Origin of the sequence: Accumulibacter sp., assembly GCF_032229525.1 — a bacterium.
GTDB lineage: Bacteria > Pseudomonadota > Gammaproteobacteria > Burkholderiales > Rhodocyclaceae > Accumulibacter.
In genome coordinates, this window is record NZ_JAVTWB010000148.1 from 38,541 (window position 1) to 52,782 (window position 14,242).

Sequence of the window (14,242 nt, forward strand, 5' to 3'; positions counted from 1 at the left end):
CCGCATCTGGCGTGTTGGCGTGTCGAGGTGCGGAGTGTACTACCGAAGCGCCAGGGATGGCACCTGATCACCGCCCGGGAAGTGTTCCATCGGCCGAGCAAGCCTCTGCACTCCGCGCGGCAGCAGATAGTGGCAATGTGGGAATGGTAGAACGTGACCCGGTCCTCTCTTGCGCAAGCCGCCGAGCTTGCCGCCGCAGCTAGACTTCGAGCAGGCGAAATTCTTCGCTTTCCGCAAACCTGAGGATATCGCCGGGACGAAGCCACTTCTCACCCGTGATCCGCTCACCGTTGACCAGGGTGCCGTTGCCGCTATCGAGGTCGGTCAGGGTGCAGATGCCCGCATCAAGCTCCAGGCGGGCGTGAGATCGGCTGACCAAGGGGTTTCTGATCACCACATCATTCTCCTCCGCCCGTCCAATGGTCGTCATCCCTTCGTTGATGACGTGGCGCAGCAGCGTATTACTGCGCGAGATCAAGACGAAGCCAGGCGCAGGCGATTCGGCAGACGCCGCGCTCGCTGGCGGAAACGCCCGCAATACCTGCGTTGTGACGTTGTCGGAGCGGGGCGCTGCCCGGCGTTCCCAGTCGCTTTCGAAGACCGCGCTCAGGCGCTGCAGGACATCGACATCGTCAACCGTGATCGACAATTCGCGGCGGCGATCAAGGCTCACCGTGCGCAGGTTCATGCTGCCGATGACGGCCCTGACGCCGTCGATGATGGTGCACTTGGCGTGCAACCGGTAGCGTGCCACGGCCCGGAAGGCGATCTCTGCCGGCAACGTGCTGCTGTGCCGTTCGTCGCCGAGGACGCGAACCGCAATGCCGCTGCGCGCCTTCTTCACCAGCAGGGCGACAATGGCCGGATCCTGCAGCTTGGCGTCGGCGATCTGAATCGAACTCGTCGCCCCTGCGAGCAGGTCGGTGATCTTCTGCCGGCTGTTGAATGGACTGACCAACAAGGGCGACTCCTGGTCGGCGGCGAAAGGCCGGTCGTGCCAGTCAGCGTCGAACAGACGGTTGATCTCGCCGGCGATGGCCGGGCTGAAGACCTCGATGCCAAAGTCGCGCGCGTAGTGCAGGTTTTCGCGTGTCGGGTTGAAGGTGAAGACGAAGGCCTGCTTGTCGTCCACCGTCATCATCTTGTAGTGGTAACGCGCCCGCTTGCTGTCGCCAGCGGGTTCTCTGGTCGCGATCCCCGCCTCGGTGGCTTCCTTGTGCAGCTTGTGGTTCTGCTCTCGCCAGCCACGGGCGCTGCTGGAGATCAGCACGCGAATGCGAACATCCCGCTGGCGGGCCTCGATCAGCGCGCGCTGAATGATTGGATCGTCCATGCGGAAGACGGTCAGGTTGATCGTGTGATCGGCATGGTCAATCGCCCGAACCATCGGGAAGAAGCTGTCACCGGGTTGCACGATCAGTGAAATCTTCTGGTGCATCGTGAGGATCCTGTTGTCGTCGACGACTGCCGAGCCAATTTGGCCGGCAGCATGGCGCACGGGCCTTCGCCAGTGATGATGCCGTGGCCGGGAATGAAGTGTGACGTAGCGCGGTGTCGATGGGCTTGAGCGGTCAGCTTGATTCTAATCGATTAGTGCCGCCGGCCTGCCGGCACTCGGCACAAGCACACGAACGCAGTCACACGGACGGGATCACCAAGGGGCAAGCCTGAAGGCTACACACCTCATTCCGCTCCCGCCGCGCGATATTTTTTTGCGCAAGGCGGACCCTACCGGCTGCGGCTCACGCTTCCGGAAATGTGCCGGTGCGATTTCGCCGCGCGCTCCCGGGGGGGTCAGCGCAGCAACAGGGTCGGAATGGTCGCCGAACGTAGCAGATCCGTGGTCTTGCTGCCGAAGAACAGGCTACGCAGCGGTGAATGCGAATACGCGCCCATGATCAACAGATCGATCGACTGCTCACGAACCGTCCTGGCGATGACGCTTTCCGCGTCGCCGGGGATCAGCGAGGCCGGCGCGACAAAGCCCGCCGCGGCCAGGGTGGCGGTAGCCCATGCCAGTTGCCTGCAGGCCTCCTGGCTTTCCTTGCCGGACATCAGCAGGTGCACCGGCAGGCCGCGGAACAGCGGGCTGGCGGCAACCATCTCGACGCCGCGCCGGGTGACGATGCCGCCGTCAAACGCGATCATCACGCGCTGCGGCTCCCTGAAGTCGTCGGTGACGGTGAGGATCGGCTTGTGCAGCGCACGGACGACGGTTTCGACGTTGCGGCCGATGTCGCGTCGGCTGTTCTCGGCGGTTTCGCCACGGCGACCGAGAACGATCAGGCCGACACCGCCTTCCTGTTCGGCCAGCGTTTCGGCCAACTCGCCGTGGCGCTGGCGGACGTCGACGGCGTTGGTGCCGGCAGCGATGGCGCGCTCGCGCAGGCGATTGAGGAAGATGCGGCCTTGCTCGCGAGCGGCCTTGGTACGCCTTTCATCCTCGCTGGAAAGCTGGCTGAGCAGTTTCTCCTGCGCATCGACGCCGATCGCGCCACTGTGGTCTTCGCCCGAGCCGATCTCCGGGTGGTGATCGATGACGTGCAGGAACTCCAGCGGCGCACCGATCCGGCGCGCCGCCCAGGCGGCGTAGTCGGCCACGTGCTCTGAAAAGTGCGATCGATCGACGCAGGCCATCACTCGCTTATGCGTGCTGCTGTTCATTCCCGCTCTCCTCTCAGTGACCCATCAGCTGTTCGACGGCATCCGGTTTGTCATGCACCGCGAAACGGTCGACCATCGTGCCGCTGGCTTCGTTGAGGCCAATCACTTCGACTTCGGTCGCTTCGCGGCGGAATTTGACGACCACCTTGTCGAGGGCGCTGACCGCGGTGATGTCCCAGAAGTGGGCCCGGCTGACGTCGATGCGAACTTTCTCGATCACTTCCCTGAAGTCGAAGGCGTTGACAAAGCGCTCGGCCGACGCAAAGAACACCTGCCCGGTCACCTGGTAGGTGCGCACGCGTCCTTCGTCCTCGGACATCGAGCCGATGTGCAGAATCCTGCCGACCTTGTGGGCGAAAAAGAAGCCGGACAGCAGCACGCCGACCAGCACGCCCTTGGCCAGGTCATGCGTGGCGACCACCACCACCACCGTCGCCAGCATGACCACGCTGGAACTCTTCGGATGCTCGCGCAGGTCGCGCACCGACGCCCAGTTGAAGGTGCCGATCGAGACCATGATCATGACCGCCACCAGGGCGGCCATGGGAATGCGTGCCACCCAGTCACCGACGAAGACCACCATCAGCAGCAGGAACACGCCAGCCGCGAGGGTAGAAAGCCGGCCGCGTCCACCGGATTTCACGTTGATCACCGATTGGCCAATCATCGCGCAGCCGGCCATGCCGCCGAGGAAGCCGCAGCAGATATTGGCCAGACCCTGCCCCACGCATTCGCGGTTCTTGTCGCTCGGCGAGTCGGTGAGTTCGTCGACGATCGACGCGGTCATCATCGACTCGAGCAGACCGACCACCGCCAGGGTCGCCGACACCGGGAAAATGATCCGCAAGGTTTCGAGATCGAGCGGCACCTCTGGCAGCAGGAATAGCGGCAGGCTGTCGGGCAACTGCCCCATGTCGCCGACGGTGCGGATATCCAGGCCCAAGCCCAGCGCCAGCGCCGTCAGCACGACGATCGCCACCAGCGGTGACGGGACTGCTTTGCTGATGTACGGAAAGAGGTAGATGATCGCCAGACCGCCCGCCACCATCGCGTACACCACCCAGCTGACACCGACCAGTTCCGGTACTTGCGCCATGAAGATCAGGATCGCCAGCGCGTTGACAAAACCGGTGATCACCGAGCGCGAAACAAAACGCATCAGCCCGCCGAGCTTGAGCCAGCCGGCGACGATCTGCAGCACGCCGGTGAGGATCGTGGCGGCGAGCAGGTATTGCAGGCCGTGCTCCTTGACCAGCGTCACCATCAGCAGCGCCATGGCGCCGGTGGCGGCGGAAATCATCCCTGGACGACCGCCGGCAAAGGCCATCACCGTGGCGATACAGAACGAGGCGTACAGCCCGACCCGGGGGTCTACCCCGGCGATGATCGAAAAGGCAATCGCTTCGGGGATCAGTGCCAGCGCGACCACCAGGCCAGCCAGCAGATCGTTGCGGACATTGGCAAGCCAGTCCTGGCGTAAGGATTTCACTAGGTTCCTTTTTCTTCTTGTCGGCGCCAGTGATGGCGTCGGCAGTTGGCGGGCAGCGCGAAGGCGAGCCGCTCTCCCCGAACAGCGCAAGCGCGGGCAAAACCCGGCAGTGCGGGGTCGGCAGACGCAGCGAACGGAGCATGAAGCCAGGCGCGACCGACGGGAAAGTAGCGCTGACGCGCGGCGAGGACGTGGCTTGCACGCGCAAAAGCCAGGCACAATCTCAAGTGTCGTCGTGCAGAGTCCTTGCGGGGGTGGCGATTCTATCTGATTTGCTGCAATGCAGCAAACGACGCTCAGCGAACGTATCGAAACCAGCGCTGGCGACCGAGCACCGGCGGATACCCGAGTACCATCAGAGCCTAGGCTCTCGATCAGCGGCGGCGAGCAGCATCCCAACAGTCTCGCTCCCACCACGCCGTCACGGGCGGGAGGATACCTCTCCAGCCGCCCTGACACACCGCGCAGCCCTTCACGCCGTCCTACGCCAGTTCACGCGGGAGGTCGGTGGCGCCCGGCATAGTCACGAAACGCGTAATGGCCGCCGAGAAACGCTGCTTGCAAGTGTTGCAATGTTAGACGTGACCCCGTCTGTTCATGTGTCCACCAAGAAGTATCGTGGACACTATGCTCACGCTTGGCCACCTCCGTCAGCAAGGCGGGACGGTAGAACGCTTACCGAGAAACGCTGACTGTAATTGTTGTAATGCTAAACGTGACCCCGTCTGTGCGGTGAGGCGAATCTTGTGCTGTTGGCGGCCGCCATCAAGAACGGTGACCGTGTCGCCGCGCGCTACGCCGACCACACGGGCGGTCAGCGTCTCGGCATGAGCAGAGGTAAGTTGTCAAAGTGGGCTGGCCATGGCTATCGCCAGCATTCCACTACCAGCGTCCATCTTCGCGCCTCCTCCGCAAGATCGGCTGTGCTTTTCTCCATCGAGAAGAATCCGCTGCCATTGGTGTAACTGACCTTGTGTGTATCGAGGAAAGTTTTCAGCGTTTGCCCGCTAACTGCAAAATTGACGTTTTGCCCGATCTGGCCCGTAGCCTTTGCCATCTTTGCATCGTCGAGTTTCATCGAAACAACACCGACGACTTCCCCCTTTTTGTTGAGAACGGGACTACCGCTCGAACCCGGTTGTATTGGCGCGGTAATCTGAATCTGGTTGGTGTTATTGCCAAGCCCGGTCAAAGCGCTGACCACACCCGGCGTAAGGTTGCCGCCGGATGAAAGAAGTGCGTTGAGGGGGAAGCCAAAGGCGACAATCTCTTCCCCTTGCCTAAGCTTGCCGGGTTCCGCACTCAACGTGGCAGTGTCTGTTACTACCCCTTGAATCCGCACCAGAGCGAGGTCATTGACCTTGTCATCGGTGACGAGTTTTGCAAGTCCTTCACGGCCTTGGATACGAAGCTCTGTGCAATTACCCGATACGTGTTCGTTGGTAACGGCGTCACCAGATTTGCTCACTACGAAAAGAGTGCCGGTTGCTTTCTTGCTTAGTGCGTCGGTGCTTTCTGATGGCACAGAAGCGGCACCGGATCGCTGTCCTTCGCGGGCAAGAATCTGCCCCTTTTTCCAGTTGGATGAGAGGCGTTGGCCTTCGGCTTTGTCGGCTGAGGATAGCTTGCTTTCTAAACCGCCTCGAATCTTCACTGCTCTGCCGTGACCAGAGGCGGCTGCAATATTTTCCCATGCATACGCTAGAACGAAATCTGTTGAGACACCTTCACCTGCGGCGTACGCCACGCCAAGAATTACCTGCGCCTCAGAATGGCCCTGCGCTGCTGCTTTCTGAAACCACTCAACGGCCTTGACTGAGTTCTCTGGGACACCCTCACCTTTGGCGTACGCCCAGCCAAGATTGAACTGCGCTTTCTCATCGCCCCACGCTGCTGCTTTCCGAAACCACTCAACGGCCTCGACTGCGTCCTTTGAGACACCTTCACCTTTGGCGTACGCCCAGCCAAGATTGAACTGCGCCTTCACATCGCCCTGCGCTGCTGCTTTCCGAAACCACTCAACGGCCCTAACTGCGTCCTTTGAGACACCTTCACCTTTGGCGTACATCACGGCAAGATCGTTCTGCGCCCAAGCCAAGCCCTGTGCTGCTGCTTTCTGAAACCACTCGACGGCCTTGACTGCGTCCTTTGAGACACCTTCACCTTTGGCGTACGCCCAGCCAAGATTGAACTGCGCCTTCACATCGCCCTGCGCTGCTGCTTTCCGAAACCACTCAACGGCCCTAACTGCGTCCTTTGAGACACCTTCACCTTTGGCGTACATCACGGCAAGCTTGTTTTGTGCATCCATATCCCCGGCCTCCGCCCTCTTGGTCAGTGCGGAAAGCTCCTGCTCTGGTGATGACTTCGCTGCTTCCTGCACGGTCGGTGGAGATTGCACGCTTTCGCCGCAACCTACCATGAAGATCGCGATCGCAAGAGATAACCAGAACTTGGTATTGGCACTTCGGCACTGAATTGACATCTCGCTTGAACGCGGAACGGGGTCAGTCCTAAGAACGCGGTACGAGATCAGCCCTAACATCCCAACACCCGCCCCACCAAGCACCTCGCCGTGGGTGGTCCCAAGAAGCCTCTCGCGCCTCCCCGGTACAGGTCCACTGCCCCACCCGTCACTCAGTCCTACGCCACTTCAGCCAACCAGGCGTCGCGCGGCAGGTCGGTGGCGCCCGGGGTAATCACGAAACGCGTAATGGCCGCCGGATTCATCAAGCCGACGCCCCCTTGGGCCGATCGGTAGTTCATCACCGGGCGTTCGAGGAAGCTGGTCAGATTCATCAGGCGCTCGGCGAGTGCTGGCTGGCGAATGCCTTCGGCCAGGGTATGCAGGACGTGTCCACCGGCAAAGCAAAAATCGATCCGGACGCGAAAGTGCTCCCCTTCGACCTCGCCAGCAACAGGTTGGGCGAGCTGCTCGGGTGTCAGCTCCGATAGTTCCAGATTGAGCGGACTCGCCACGTAGGCGCTGAGATCTCTGGCCGCTTCGAACTCAACGCAGGCGATCGACGCCCGCGCGAAGACCTCGGTCTGCGCCGCCGAGCCGACAATCAGCGGCTTGCCGGTGAACATCTGGCTGCTGCGCTTGAGGCCCGCGATGGTCTGCTCGATAGCCGCCTCGTCGGTCTGCAAGAAGCGCCGCACACAGTTGGCAGTAGTAATGACCGTAATGCCGATCGCCATAGCGAACTCCCGTCAAAGAAAGTGATTCCCCGCGTTCAGTCGCCGCCGCGATTCTTGCCTTGCTGCCACAGCACGTCGCCGCAACCCGCGGCCTTGTTCAGCACACGACCGAGCACGAACATCAGGTCCGAGAGTCGGTTGAGATACTTGCGCGCAAACTCGGAAACCTTCTCGGTGGCCGCCAGATGCACGATTTGGCGCTCGGCACGGCGGCAGACGGTACGCGCCAGATGCGCGAACGCAGCGGCGCGGCTGCCACCCGGCAGAATGAAATCCTTGAGCGGCGAGAGATCGTCATTGAACTGCTCGACCAGAGCTTCGAGCCGGGTAATCTGGACTGCGTTGATCACGTCCATTCCCGGAATGCACAGTTCGCCGCCGAGATCGAAGAGATCGTGCTGAATGCCGGTCAGTGCCTGCCGGATATCGTCCGGCATCTCTTCGGTCAGCAACAGGCCGATCACCGAATTGAGCTCGTCCACCTGCCCCATCGTCTCGATGCGCAGGCTGTCCTTGGCCACTCGTGTGCCGTCGCCAAGGCCGGTGGTGCCGGCATCGCCGGTACGGGTGACGATTTTCGAGAGACGATTGCCCATGCTGGCTTTCCTGATCAAAATAAGGCCGATTATAGCCGAAGGAGAATTCGTGACCGCCCGATCGCTCAAGCTGAGCGCCAACCTCAGTTTCCTGTTCACCGACGCCCCGTTTGTGGAGCGTTTCGCGCGCGCCGCGCGCGCCGGTTTTCGCGGCGTCGAGTACATGTCGCCGTACGATTACGACCCCGCGGAGTTGGCTCGGCTGCTGCGCGAACACCAGCTGCTGCAGGTGCTGCATAACCTGCCGGCCGGCGACTGGGAGGGTGGCGAACGCGGCATCGCCTGCCTGCCGGGACGCGAGATCGAGTTCCGCCAGAGCGTCGAGCTGGCGATCGATTACGCGCGCCAGCTCGGCTGCGCGCAACTCAACTGCCTGGCTGGTGTACCGCCTGACGGGGTTCCGCAGAAGGCGATCCAGGCGACCTTCGAGGCCAACCTGCGCCATGCTGCCAGGCGCTTGGCAACGTACGGCATCCGCCTGCTGGTCGAGCCGATCAACAGTCGGGTCGACATCCCCGGCTTCTGGCTGGATACACCGGCGAAAGCGATCGCCCTGATCGCCGACCTGGCGGAAGCGAACCTCTGGCTGCAGTACGACATCTACCACGCGCAGGTCATGGAAGGCGATCTGGCGCGGACGATCACGGCCAACATCGGCCGCATCGCGCATTTTCAGCTGGCCGATAACCCGGGGCGGCACGAGCCGGGCAGTGGTGAAATCAACTACCCCTTCCTGCTCGCGCTGCTGGAGCGGCTGGGCTATGCCGGCTGGATCGGCTGCGAGTACCGGCCCTTGCTGCCGGATACGGACAGCGGCCTGGCCTGGGCGAAAGACTGGCTGGGCGCATAGCGCCAGCTTCCCCGTTCACCCGCACCCGGGAAGCCGCCAGGCGCTCAAGTGGCAGCGAACGTCTTGCAGAAACGCAATTCTTCGGGATAGGGGAAGAAATCCTCGACATGACCGGCGCGGATTTTCTCCTGTGCCGTCTGCCAGAACTGGACGTTGAGCAGGTCGCGGTGATACTTGAGGAAAGCCGAGCGCACCTTCGGTGAGCCAAGCAGAAAACTGGCGAATTCCTCCGGGAAGACATCGTGCCGGCCGACCGAGTACCAGGGCTCGCTCGACATCTCCATCTCCGGGTACGGAGCTTCCGGAATGACCCGGAACTTGGTATCGGTCATGTATTCGATTTCGTCGTAGTCATAGAACACGACACGGTTGTAGCGGGTGACGCCGAAGTTTTTCCACAGCATGTCGCCGGGGAAGATGTTGGCGCAGGCCAGTTCGCGGATGGCGCTGCCGTACTCGTGCACGGCGTGGTCGATCTGCTCCGGCGCCGCCGTGTCGAGATAGATGTTCAGCGGCGTCAGGCGACGCTCGATATAGACGTGCTTGATCACCAGATCGTCGCCGTCGTCTTCGATCAGCGACGGCGCCAGACTGCGCAGCGCCTCGAGCAGTTCGGCAGAAAAACGCTTCTTCGGTAGCGCCACGTGCGAAAACTCGAGGGTGTCTGCCATCCGGCCGACCCGGTCCACCTGCTTGACCAGCAGGTACTTCCGTTTGACCGTGTCGTGGTCCATTTCTTTGGAAGCGCCGAAGACGTCCTTGATCATCTTGAAAACGTAGGGATAGGACGGCAGCGTGAACACCAGCATCACCAGACCGGCAATTCCGGGGGCGATGATGAACTGGTCTTCGGAATGACGAAGGTGCTGCTTGAGGTCGCGAAAGAACAGTGTCTTGCCCTGTTTGCCAAGGCCCAGCATGGTGTACAGCTCCGACTGGGGCTTGTTCGGCATGATGCCATGCAGGAAATGGACGTAGCCCGAGGGCACTTCCATATCGACCATGAAATAGGCGCGCGACAGGGAGAACAGGACGCTGATCAGCCAGCGGTCGAGCAGGACCGTGTCCAGCACCAGCTTGCCGTCGGGCGAATGCAGCACCGGAATCGCGAACGGAAACTCATGATGGCCGTTGATCACCTTGCCAAAGATGTAGGCCCCCTTGTTGCGGTAGAACGCCGAGTGGAGAACCCTGATCTGCGCGTTGGCCTCCGCCGCAGGCCACTCGCCCAGGCGCTTCTCGGCGGTGCGCATGACGAAGTCCACATCCCGGTCGAGATCCTCGAACGGGCGCTGCCAGCCGAAGTCCCGGATGACCTGTTTGATCGTGGCGCGCAGGCCGTGCTGCACCGGATAGTAGCTCCGGTAAGTCGGCGGGAAGGCCTGGATATACTCGGTGGACACCGCCGGCCGAGCGAAGATGTAGTCGTTGTTGAAATAGGTCCGGTGCAGGATCTTCGAGCACACCGAGTTGAAGAAGGTCTCGGCGAGCTCGGGCTGCTTGTGGTTGATCAGATGCCCGATGTACAGCAGCTTGACCTGCTGCCAGGTCGCATCGTCGATCGACGCAGCACCGAAATCGGTAGACAGCAACTCGGCGGTCTCGACCACCCGGTCGTCGTAGGAACGGATGCGCTCGCGCACGGCGACATGCACGCCCTTCCAGTCGGCGCCTTCAAACAGCGCCTTCGCTTCCCGACCGTAGCGGCGGATCAGCCAATAGTGGCGGTCGAAACCATCGATCATCGCCTCGGCGATACGCTGGGCGAGCACATTTTCAACGGTGGAGATATCCATGGGGCGTGGTCGGATGGTCAGACGTGAATTGATTGTAGCATCGGGGGGTGTTGCCTCGCATCAAGCGCCGCCCGCGACGCAGGCGACGGAACACGATACCGTCAAAACGACGTCCCAAGCCACAATAGGCTGGCAAATCAGTCGTTTTTCCGCCATAATCGCGAGCGGTACCGCAGGAGAATCTGCTCACGACAGATCCTCAGTGCCCACGTACGCAGCATCGTCCGATCTGCGGCTTCCTCGCCCTGCTTGGCACGAAAGAGCACCGATGCAAGAGGACCGAGCCGGATGCAACCACACCACACATTATGGAGTTGGCATGAGCGCAAGTCTGATCAAAGTCCCACAAGGCGGCCAGAAAATCATTCCGGGGCAAGCTATCCCGGATAATCCCATCATCCCGTTCATTGAAGGTGACGGGATTGGTATCGACATTACGCCAGTGATGATCAAGGTCGTCGATGCGGCCGTTGCCAAGGCCTACGGCGGCAAGAAGAAGATCGCCTGGATGGAAGTCTACGCCGGCGAGAAGTCGACCCAGATGTACGGTTCTGACGTCTGGTTGTCGGCAGAGACGCTCGACGCACTCAAGGAATACTCGGTTTCGATCAAGGGCCCGATGACCACCCCGGTCGGCGGCGGCATCCGCTCGCTGAACGTTGCCCTGCGCCAGGAACTCGATCTGTACCAGTGCGTTCGCCCGATCCACTACTTCCGTGGCGTTCCCTCGCCGCTCAAGGATCCGACGAAGACCGAGATGGTGATCTTCCGCGAAAACACCGAGGACATCTACGCCGGTGTCGAATTCTTGTCCGGCTCCGACAGCGCCAAGAAAGTGATCAAGTTTCTGCAGGAAGAAATGGGCGTCACGAAAATCCGTTTCCCGGAGACCTCGGGTATCGGCATCAAGCCGATTTCCCGGGAAGGCACCGAGCGGCTGGTACGTGCCGCCATCAAGTACGCGATCGCCAACAACCGCAGGTCGGTGACCATCGTGCACAAGGGCAACATCATGAAGTTCACCGAAGGCTCGTTCCGTGACTGGGCGTACGACCTGGCCAAGAGCGAATTCGGTGGCGTCGAGCTCGACGGTGGGCCATGGCTCAAGCTGCCCCAGGGCATCATCATCAAGGACTCGATCGCCGACGCCTTCCTGCAGCAGATCCTGCTGCGCCCGGCAGAATACGACGTGATCTGTACCACCAACCTCAACGGCGATTACATCTCCGACGCGCTGGCAGCACAGGTCGGCGGTATCGGCATCGCCCCGGGCGCCAACATCTCCGACCTCTACGCCTGCTTCGAAGCAACGCACGGCACGGCGCCGAAGTATGCCGGGCTGGACAAGGTCAACCCGGGTTCGTTGATCCTCTCGGCCGAAATGATGCTTCGTCATCTGGGCTGGCTCGAAGCCGCCGACCTGATCATCAAGTCGATGGAAGCAGCGATTGGCGACAAGGTCGTGACCTACGACTTTGCCCGCTTGATGGACGGCGCCACCGAAGTGTCGTGCTCCGCTTTCGGTGACGCGATGATCGAGCGCATGTAGTCCATTGCTGCGCCTGTTGCACTGACAAGGCCCCCGCAAGGGGGCTTTGTTGTTGGTGGATCGACAAACCGCACAAGGAGCTCTTCATTCTCATGACGACATCGACCAAGCCCCTGGCCGGCCTGCGGGTGATCGAGCTGGGCAGCCTGATCGCCGGACCTTTTGCCGCACGCATCATGGCCGAGTTCGGCGCCGAGGTGATCAAGATCGAATCGCCCGATGGTGGCGACCCCTTGCGCAAATGGCGCAAGCTCTACCAGGGCACGTCGCTGTGGTGGTACGTGCAGTCGCGCAACAAGAAATCGGTGACGATCAATCTCAAGCATCCGGCCGGGCGCGAAATCGTTCACCAGCTGGTGGCCGAAGCCGACATCGTGATCGAGAATTTCCGCCCCGGCGTACTCGAAAAACTCGGCCTGGGCTGGGAGACGCTGTCGGCAATCAATCCCGGTCTGGTGATGCTGCGTCTCTCCGGTTTTGGCCAGAGCGGCCCGCTGGCGCAACAGCCGGGTTTCGGCGCGATCGGCGAATCGATGGGCGGACTGCGCTACGTCACCGGCTTTCCCGACCGGCCGCCGGTCAAGACCGGCATTTCGATCGGCGATTCGATTGCCGCACTGTGGGGCGTGATTGGCACGCTGATGGCGCTGCGTCACAAGGAACAGCATGGCGGCCAGGGGCAGGTGGTCGACGTCGCGCTGTACGAGGCGGTGTTCGCGATGATGGAGTCGCTGGTCCCCGAATTCGATGTTTTCGGTTTCGTCCGCGAACGCACCGGCAACATCATGCCCGGCATCACCCCGTCCAACACGCATTCGACCAAAGATGGCAAGCACGTGACCATCGGCGCCAATGGCGACGCCATCTTCAGGCGGTTGATGCTGGCCATCGGCCGCGACGATCTGGCCAACGACCCGCAGCTGGCGGACAACGCCGGTCGCGATACGCGCCGCGACGAGCTGTACACGGCTATCGATGGGTGGACGGCGACACACGACGAAACCGAGGTGCTGCGCATGTTGGCCGCCGCCGAAGTGCCGGCTTCGCGCGTGTACTCGGCCGCCGACATGTTCGCCGACCCGCAGTATCTCGCCAGGCAGATGATCGAATCGGCAACCCTGCCCGACGGCAAGTCGATCCGCATCCCGGGCATCGTCCCGAAACTCTCGGCGACGCCGGGCAGCACACAGTGGCTGGGTCCCACGCTCGGCGAACACACCGACGAAACGCTGCAACGCCTCGGTTACTCGCCAGCCGCAATCAGCGCCTTGCGCGAGGCCGGCACCGTCTGACGCTGCTGGCCGGCGAGCGCCGCGTCAACTTACTCAAACTCGTAGTCGAGTCGTCCGACGCGCCCTCGCCAATAAGGCTTCGGCCCCTGTGGAAGCAACCAGCGCACGTCGCCACGCATCGGCACCCACATGCCCTGATGCTGCTCATAGTCGCACCACAAACCTTCCCACGGCAAGACAAGCAGCTTGCCACCCAGCACATGGGCACGCGCTTCGGCACGCACCGACTCGACCAGTCCCGCCTCGTCGAAGCAGAACAGCAAGCTCACACTCAGGCCATCGTCGGTCAGCGTGGCCAGCGCCGAATGCGCGTCAACCGCCTGCCATGCCACCCCCTGACTGGGTAACAGGGCGGTCGGGTAGCAGACGGCTTCGGCCAGGAAACGCATCAACTCGGCCTCGGCGATGGCACCCTTGCCGTGCACCCTGCCGAGTGGAAACAGCCCCACCAGCGCCGGATGAACGGTTCCTTCGCCGGCCACATAGGCATCGTGCACATGCACCGCGACCCCCGGCATGAGCGTCACACGAGCGTTCCAGAGAAAACCTGGCCGGTGCGTGTAAACGCGCTGTCCCGAGGTGAAGGGCTTCCAGTTGTCGCCACCCTTGCCCATGTTGAAGGTGCCCGAATGCTCGACCGTGAGTGCTCGAACCATCGGCTGACCGGCGGTCAGCACGCGCCGAAAGTAGCGCTGCACCGGATCGGGCAAGCCCGTCAGTTCCCGCCTGTCAAAGCATGCCGGCCCGACTGTTAGCCGCGCCGCCTCCAGGGCCGTGCGCAGCGCCCGTGTCGCCAGCCACCAGC

General features: G+C 62.0%; 11 protein-coding genes. 3 read left to right on the top strand and 8 right to left on the bottom strand.

Annotated features, from left to right (window positions below; genetic code table 11):
• Nucleotides 1–199: 199 nt before the first annotated feature.
• From RUW20_RS11330 to RUW20_RS11355, 6 genes are all read right to left on the bottom strand, one after another.
• Entirely contained in the window at nucleotides 200–1,438 is a 1,239-nt protein-coding gene (locus RUW20_RS11330) for a phospholipase D-like domain-containing protein (RefSeq protein ID WP_313952319.1), read from the bottom strand.
• Nucleotides 1,439–1,794: 356 nt separating this feature from the next.
• On the bottom strand, nucleotides 1,795–2,664 hold the full coding sequence (locus RUW20_RS11335; RefSeq protein WP_313952320.1) for a universal stress protein: 870 nt from the start codon (nucleotides 2,662–2,664) through the stop codon (nucleotides 1,795–1,797).
• Nucleotides 2,665–2,677: 13 nt separating this feature from the next.
• Nucleotides 2,678–4,153 carry a SulP family inorganic anion transporter gene (locus RUW20_RS11340; protein WP_313952321.1) on the bottom strand — a complete coding sequence of 492 codons (1,476 nt, stop codon included), beginning with the start codon at nucleotides 4,151–4,153 and terminating at the stop codon, nucleotides 2,678–2,680.
• An 865-nt stretch (nucleotides 4,154–5,018) separates the two neighbouring features.
• Entirely contained in the window at nucleotides 5,019–6,698 is a 1,680-nt protein-coding gene (locus RUW20_RS11345) for a tetratricopeptide repeat-containing serine protease family protein (RefSeq protein ID WP_313952322.1), read from the bottom strand.
• Nucleotides 6,699–6,796: 98 nt separating this feature from the next.
• Entirely contained in the window at nucleotides 6,797–7,354 is a 558-nt protein-coding gene (locus tag RUW20_RS11350) for a hypothetical protein (RefSeq protein WP_313952323.1), read from the bottom strand.
• Nucleotides 7,355–7,389: 35 nt separating this feature from the next.
• Nucleotides 7,390–7,950: a cob(I)yrinic acid a,c-diamide adenosyltransferase gene (locus RUW20_RS11355; protein ID WP_313952324.1), complete on the bottom strand. Its 561-nt coding sequence runs from the start codon at nucleotides 7,948–7,950 to the stop codon at nucleotides 7,390–7,392.
• A gap of 49 nt (nucleotides 7,951–7,999) precedes the next feature.
• On the opposite strand from RUW20_RS11355, the gene hyi reads away from it, so the two are divergent.
• Nucleotides 8,000–8,800 (top strand): hydroxypyruvate isomerase, encoded by an 801-nt coding sequence (gene hyi, locus RUW20_RS11360; RefSeq protein ID WP_313952325.1) that lies wholly within the window; start codon nucleotides 8,000–8,002, stop codon nucleotides 8,798–8,800.
• A gap of 44 nt (nucleotides 8,801–8,844) precedes the next feature.
• On the opposite strand, the gene aceK is transcribed toward hyi, so the two are convergent.
• A complete protein-coding gene (gene aceK / locus RUW20_RS11365; RefSeq protein ID WP_313952326.1) occupies nucleotides 8,845–10,596 on the bottom strand; it encodes a bifunctional isocitrate dehydrogenase kinase/phosphatase in 1,752 nt (583 codons plus the stop codon).
• 319 nt (nucleotides 10,597–10,915) lie between these two features.
• Here aceK and icd point away from each other — a divergent pair, with 319 nt between their 5' ends.
• Together icd and RUW20_RS11375 are read left to right on the top strand one after the other, a co-directional pair.
• On the top strand, nucleotides 10,916–12,145 hold the full coding sequence (gene icd, locus RUW20_RS11370; protein ID WP_313952327.1) for an NADP-dependent isocitrate dehydrogenase: 1,230 nt from the start codon (nucleotides 10,916–10,918) through the stop codon (nucleotides 12,143–12,145).
• 92 nt (nucleotides 12,146–12,237) lie between these two features.
• The gene (locus RUW20_RS11375) at nucleotides 12,238–13,437 is read left to right on the top strand and encodes a CaiB/BaiF CoA-transferase family protein (protein WP_313952328.1); all 1,200 of its coding nucleotides are present in this window, start codon (nucleotides 12,238–12,240) and stop codon (nucleotides 13,435–13,437) included.
• Nucleotides 13,438–13,466: 29 nt separating this feature from the next.
• Here RUW20_RS11375 and RUW20_RS11380 read toward each other — a convergent pair.
• Nucleotides 13,467–14,242: DUF6920 family protein (locus tag RUW20_RS11380; protein WP_313952329.1), on the bottom strand; the 776-nt coding region annotated here is incomplete at its 5' end.